Below are 6061 nucleotides of genomic sequence, written 5' to 3' on the forward strand. Positions count from 1 at the left end.
CCATCCTGCAGTGGAATGGTCGCTACGGTTATGAGGAGGCGGGCGCAGCAAATACCCGCAGCGTCGTGGCGCGCAGCGGACTGCAGTTGACCCAGATTTTCTCCCCACGCCTCCAAGGGGTTTTGACTTGCAATTACCTGCACACCACCACGACGACCACGAATGATGTGCTCGATACCCCGGCCGCGGTCGCCAGCAGCCCGACGGGGAGCAATACCGCTGCGACCACCGGGACTACCGGCACAACGGCGACCACGGCATCCACCGCGACGCCCGCGAGCAACAGCAAGACTTCCGCCGTTGCCGCCAGCACGCATTCGGTCACCAACGAGACGATTCAGGATACGATCGATGCCTCCTTGGGCCTCTACTACACTCTGGACCGGCACTGGACGCTCAACCTGACCTACTCGTACACCATGCAGATGGGCCCGGAGAGCACCTTCGACTACTACCGGCAGCGCGTTTTCCTCGGGGCGGCCTATCAATTCTAAGGTCGGAAACATGTCACAGAACTTTCGTGTTTGTGCGGTTGCGCAATGCCCGTTCTGAGCTAGTAATAATTTCACCTCCCCCGTCACTCACCCGTCTATGAACGACTCCAACGAAGTCAAACTTCACTTCCTCGACTATTGGCGGACCATTCGGCTGCGCATGGGGTTGATTCTCCTGACCTTCTTTCTGGTGATGGTCACAGCCGGGGTGACGACCTACTTTCTACCAAAGCAGTATTTCTCGAAGGTGACCATGGAGGTGAAGTCCGATTTCTCGGCTAAAGTGGGCACTTTTGGCCCGGGATCTCTCCGCGGCAGCTACGATCCCCAGTTCGTGGCCACGCAATTCCAAATCTTGCAGAAGACGGAAATTCTTTACCCGGTGATCGAGCGCCTGGATTTGATCAAGGAGTTCTCCCCGCCCGGGGTGCGGTTGCCCCTCCAGCAGGTATATTTCCGGCTCAAGGGCGCGATGAAGCTTCAGGAAGTGCGCAACACGGGGTTGATCGAGATCGGTGCCTTCGATACGGATCCCCAGCGGGCTGCCAATATCGCGAATGCGATTGCGGTCGTCTATCAGGAAAGGCGTCAGAACGATTTGGAAAAGGAGACCACCGCCGGCCTCGACCAGCTCAAGGATGAAGTGGAGCGAAAGCGCAAGGATGTCGAAACCACTGCCGCAACTGCCATGCAGATTCGCGCGCGGGACGGGATCGTCGATCCCGAACCGGACAAGGAGAATTCCAACGTCGGGTACACGACTCAGAACCGGCTGACGGTGCAGACGGAAAAGAACAGCCAGGAACTCCGGGTACTGGAATTGGAGCGGCAGATGGATTTGATCAACAGCCTGAGCCCGGCCCAACTCCAGGACGCGCTCAAGACCTTGGGGATCGACGACCCGACCGTTTCGAGAAATCTCCCCCTGCTTCAGGATGCCATGGCCGAAAAGGCGCGCCTCACGAACCTCGGACTCGGACCCAATCATCCCCGCGTCAAGGCTTGGGATGCCCAGATGGAGACCTATGCCAAAATTCTGTCGGACCAGCTCAACACCATCAAGGTAACGCAAGGGAATAGGCTGCGTCTCGAGAAGGATAAACTCGCCGCGCTGACGACCGAATCGAAGAATTCACGTGAGGTGGAAGCCGAGGAAAAAGCCAAGATGGTCGAATACATCGAGGCGAAGAACAAAGCGATCCAGGCGCGCAAGATCCTCGATACCCTCGATCTTTCCTACCAGCAGCAGAAGATGATCGGGGTCATTCAACAGCCCAGCGCCCACATCTGGGAAAAGGCCGAAAAGTCGGAAATCCCTGCGAAACCCAATGTGCCTTGGTACATGTTCATGGCCGCTTGCGTTGGTCTGGCCATCGGCGTCGGCCTTGCCTTCTTCATCGATTACCTCGACACCAGCGTGAAGACGCTGGACGACGTGGAGCGTTATCTCCAAATCCCGGTTCTCGCCGTTATCCCGAACAATGTTTCCATTCTCATGAAGAATGCGGCGGATTCCTCGGACGCCGAGGCCTACCGAATTCTGCGCGCGGCGGTGGAATTCAACAAGCCGTACCGCGATGCGAATACTTTCACGCTCATCAGTGGTGGCCCCGGCGAAGGCAAATCGACGACCCTGAACAATCTCGCCTTCACCTGCGCCAAGGGCGGCTACAACGTGCTCGTGGTCGATGCCGATTTGCGCCGCGCCTCGCAGCACCACTATTTCGACGTCGAGAATACGTTCGGCCTGACCGACTACCTGCTCGGCCGGGCGGAGATCGATGAGATCATCAAGACCACGAAGATCGACAACCTGTCCTTCATTCCCAGTGGTGTGTTGCCGCCCGATGCCGTGGGTATCCTCAATTCCCAGCGCATGACCGATCTCATTGCCAAGGTGAAGTCGCAGTACGACCTCGTCTTCTTCGATTCGCCGCCGATCCTCGGTGTGAGCGACGGCTCGGTGCTGGCCAGCGAGGTCGATATCACCATCATGGTCGTGCAACACCGCCGCTTCCCTCGCGTGATGCTCCAGCGCGTGAAGCAAGCCGTGCTCAATGTCGGCGGCCGTCTCATCGGCGTGGTGCTCAACAACGTCGACGCCAAGCACGACGACGGTTACGCCTACTACTACAATTACAACGAGTACTACGGCCCCCGCCGCAACGCCCCGAAGATCGAGGCTCCTGCGCCGCAGCTCGCCGCCCGCCCGCGCGAAACCCAACGCGAAGAATACTAAACTCTGTCACGCCCATGCGCCCCACCCTCGGTTCTTTTGTCCTCCTCGCTTTTGCTACGGTCGGCTTGCAGGCCGCCTCGCCGGCGCCGATACCAGTGGCCGTGCCGGTCACTGGGGGCTCCATCGCCACGTTGCGGACGGGAGATGTCTTTGAAATGCGCCTCAGCGGCATGCCGGCGGAGTTCGCCGCGGACTTCAATCTCCAGTTCACCATTGGCCAGGAAGGCACCGTCAATGTCCCCTTGATTGGCGAAGTCAAGGCCGTGGGCATGACCGCCTCGCAACTCGAACGCGCCATCCAGGGGAAGCTATTGGCGGACAAAATATTCACCCGGCCGACGGTGCTCATCAATATCGCCCAGGCGACTCGTTACGTCTCCATCAGCGGTGGTATTCGGGCGCCGCAGCGGCTTTCCTGGAGCTCCGATTTGACGCTCTCCTCCGCGATCGGAAACTGCGGCGGGCTCAGCGATTTTGGCAGTGGAAAAGGGGTCCGCATCATTCGCGAAGGCAAAGTCGCCGGTGCCTTCGACCTCAAGGAAATCTCGAAGGATCCTTCGCGGGACCCGAAGCTGCTCCCCGGCGATCAAGTGATCGTGCGCGAGTAGCGCGCGGTGCAGGGCGCGTGTTTTCCGCGTGCCAAGGCTTTGATTCACTGGAAAACAGCCTAGGCCGCCGCAAAGAGAGCGCGGTTTTTCCAGAGGTAGCCACAGGCGGAATAGAGCGTGAGGAAGAGTGCGGCGGTGATGAGCACCGCGCCGCCGTAGTGCCACGCGTGGAACCACCAGAAAAGGCCCGAAATGCAACCCGCCCGCTCGAATTCCGAGAGCGCGAGCAACAGTAGGAAATAGATGACCGTCACCATCTGCCACACCGTCTTGTGCTTGCCCATTTTGTCCGCCGGTAAAATGATTCCCTTGCTCAAGGCGAGCAACCGCAGGCCGGTAATGAGAAATTCGCGACTGATGATCACGATCGCCGCCCACGCCGGGATGGCGTGCTCGGGAATCAAGCAGATGAACGCCGCGGCCATCAGCACCTTGTCCGCGACGGGGTCCATCAATTTGCCGAAATCTGTCACGAGATTGCGGCGGCGCGCGATGGCTCCATCGAAGTAATCGGTAACCGAAGCCGCCACGAAAAGGATCAAGCCGGCGGTATAGCCCCAGCTCCAGCTCAGCAACGGCGTCCAGCCCGGATCGCCCGGGGATTTCCAGCGCCAGGCCAGCGTCATCGACGCGACGAATCCCGCGGTGATGTAGAGTCGCGCGACGGTAAGGCGGTTGGGAAGATTCATTGCAGCACGGCGCGCCTGGATGCGCCCCGCCAATGAACATCGTAACTGGGCATCAGTCGTGGTGCAAAATCCATGGCGTATCCGTCACCATGCCGATTCATTCCCATCCGCCACAAATCTAAATCGCAAAATTCAGCTCCGGGGTGGGGTTTCGCGTTTGGGAAAACTATCCGCCGCGAACCCCGGCGTTCGAATTTTCGCTCGGCGCGAGCGCGGCGGTGAGTTTAAACGAGGCACTCCCATTTCCCCGCGATGTCGCCCGATTTCACTGACGGTCTGCTCTGGTATATCGTCTTCCTTTACTCCACGGTCTGCCATGAAGCCGCGCATGCCTGGACGGCGCTGAAACTCGGCGACGACACCGCCTATCGCGGCGGGCAGGTCACGCTCGACCCTCTGCCGCACATCCGCCGCGAACCTATTGGCATGGTCGTGGTGCCGCTCATTTCCTTTCTCTCGGCGGGCTGGATGATCGGTTGGGCGAGTGCGCCTTACGATCCCGGCTGGGCCCTGCGGAATCCGCGTCGTTGCGCGATGATGTCCCTCGCCGGCCCGGCGGCGAACATGGTGATCGTGATGCTGGCCGGTCTGCTCCTGCGCGCGGGTGTGGAGTGGCACCTTTGGGAGGAGCCATTCTCCTTCGCCCCCGCGCACCTCGCGGAGCCCATGGCGGCGGGTCTATATCCTTGGGTAGTGAAACTGCTCAGTATCGCCTTCTCGCTCAATCTGCTGCTCGCCGTTTTCAATCTCTTGCCGCTCCCTCCTCTGGATGGCAGCAATCTGCCGCTGCTTTTCCTTCCGGAAGGTGCCGCCCAAAAGTACCTGGCCTTCCTTTGGAATCCCACCATGCGCTTTGTCGGATTGCTTGTCGCCTGGCAGGGATTCCGCTACATTTTCGACCCGATCCGCCGGATCGCCCTGCACGTTCTCTATCCGGATGCCGGCCCGGCCTTGTAGGGGCGCTGTTCTCCAACTCTTACCAGACTGTCTGCTTATGAATCGCCTCTTCCTTTCTGTGCTGCTCCTTCTTGCCGTCGGCTTGCCCCTCGGCCGGGCCGAAAATCCGACCCCGCGCGAAGCGCGCCTCGCGGAGATAAAGAAGCTGGCCGACGGGCTGAACTATCAGCACGGCGAGATCACCCTGCGCGGCGGCCTGGCCAGGATCAAAATGCCGGAGGGATACCGCTATCTGGATCCGAAGGACACGCAAACCGTGCTGACAAAAATCTGGGATAATCCCGATACCGGCCCGCGCTCCCTGGGGATGCTCGTACCGCCAAATTTAAGTCCGGCGAGCGCGGACGGGTGGGCCGTCATTATCTCCTACGACGAAGATGGCTATGTGAAGGACAATGACGCGGCGAAGATCAACTATAACGACCTGCTCAAACAAATGCAGGAAGGGGTGCGCGAGGCCAGCAAGGAGCGCGAGAAAAAGGGCTTCGCGGCCATTGAACTGGTGGGCTGGGCTGCGCCCCCGCGTTACGATGCGAACGCCCATAAAATGTATTGGGCGAAGCAACTGCGGTTTGGAGACAGCAACGAAGACACATTGAACTACAATATTCGCATGCTCGGACGGCGCGGCGTGCTGGTGCTCAATGCGGTGGCCGGGATGGGGCAGATGGCCGAGATCGAACAGGCGACGCCGGCGATCCTCTCGATGGTCGATTTCCAGGAGGGGCATCGTTACACCGATTTCCAGCCGAGCACCGACAAGGTCGCGACCTATGGCCTCGCGGCGCTCGTCACCGGCGGCATCCTGGCCAAGGCCGGCTTTTTCAAGGTGCTGATCGCCGGCATCCTCGCCGCGAAAAAGGTTGTCATCGTGGGCGTCGTGGCCCTGTTCGGGGTCATCAAAAAATTCTTCGCCAAAGTGACTGGGAGGAGTTCCAGCGACGCCCAATAGAAACGGTTCCTGCGGCCCCCCCATTTTGAGGCGCAGCGTGAAATTTTCCGCAATGGAACCAATGGAACCAATGGGGCCAATGGGGCCAATGGGGCCAATGGGGCCAATGGGGCCAATGGGGC

The 6061-nt window shown here is 59.8% G+C and carries 5 protein-coding genes and 1 pseudogene; 5 read left to right on the plus strand and 1 reads right to left on the minus strand.

Annotated elements, in window-relative coordinates; genetic code table 11:
* The 3 genes and pseudogenes from ABJF10_RS28535 to ABJF10_RS28545 form a co-directional block, all read left to right on the plus strand.
* Nucleotides 1-494: pseudogene (locus ABJF10_RS28535) on the plus strand (hypothetical protein); the annotation flags it as partial.
* Nucleotides 495-591: 97 nt separating this feature from the next.
* Complete coding sequence (locus ABJF10_RS28540; RefSeq protein ID WP_348548006.1) at nt 592-2733, plus strand: polysaccharide biosynthesis tyrosine autokinase; 2142 nt, start codon at nt 592-594, stop codon at nt 2731-2733.
* Nucleotides 2734-2747: 14 nt separating this feature from the next.
* On the plus strand, nt 2748-3341 hold the full coding sequence (locus tag ABJF10_RS28545; RefSeq protein ID WP_348548007.1) for a polysaccharide biosynthesis/export family protein: 594 nt from the start codon (nt 2748-2750) through the stop codon (nt 3339-3341).
* A 59-nt stretch (nt 3342-3400) separates the two neighbouring features.
* On the opposite strand, the gene pgsA is transcribed toward ABJF10_RS28545, so the two are convergent.
* The gene (pgsA, locus tag ABJF10_RS28550) at nt 3401-4030 is read right to left on the minus strand and encodes a CDP-diacylglycerol--glycerol-3-phosphate 3-phosphatidyltransferase (protein WP_348548008.1); all 630 of its coding nucleotides are present in this window, start codon (nt 4028-4030) and stop codon (nt 3401-3403) included.
* Between the two features lie 252 nt (nt 4031-4282).
* Between pgsA and ABJF10_RS28555 the strand changes: the two genes are divergently transcribed.
* Both ABJF10_RS28555 and ABJF10_RS28560 read left to right on the plus strand, forming a co-directional pair.
* Complete coding sequence (locus tag ABJF10_RS28555; RefSeq protein ID WP_348548009.1) at nt 4283-4987, plus strand: site-2 protease family protein; 705 nt, start codon at nt 4283-4285, stop codon at nt 4985-4987.
* 37 nt (nt 4988-5024) lie between these two features.
* Nucleotides 5025-5939, plus strand: coding sequence for a DUF2167 domain-containing protein (locus ABJF10_RS28560; protein WP_348548010.1), 915 nt, complete (start codon nt 5025-5027; stop codon nt 5937-5939).
* Nucleotides 5940-6061: the final 122 nt, after the last annotated feature.

Origin of the sequence: Chthoniobacter sp. (genome assembly GCF_040003245.1) — a bacterium.
In the GTDB taxonomy this organism is placed as follows: Bacteria; Verrucomicrobiota; Verrucomicrobiia; order Chthoniobacterales; family Chthoniobacteraceae; genus Chthoniobacter.

Bases quoted from the DNA above. Each gene is read 5' to 3' on its own strand.
- ABJF10_RS28555 (WP_348548009.1), top strand. From the start codon at position 4,283: ATGTCGCCCGATTTCACTGACGGTCTGCTCTGGTATATCGTCTTCCTT.
- ABJF10_RS28540 (WP_348548006.1), top strand. From the start codon at position 592: ATGAACGACTCCAACGAAGTCAAACTTCACTTCCTCGACTATTGGCGG.
- ABJF10_RS28560 (WP_348548010.1), top strand. From the start codon at position 5,025: ATGAATCGCCTCTTCCTTTCTGTGCTGCTCCTTCTTGCCGTCGGCTTG.
- pgsA (WP_348548008.1), bottom strand. From the start codon at position 4,030: ATGAATCTTCCCAACCGCCTTACCGTCGCGCGACTCTACATCACCGCG.
- ABJF10_RS28545 (WP_348548007.1), top strand. From the start codon at position 2,748: ATGCGCCCCACCCTCGGTTCTTTTGTCCTCCTCGCTTTTGCTACGGTC.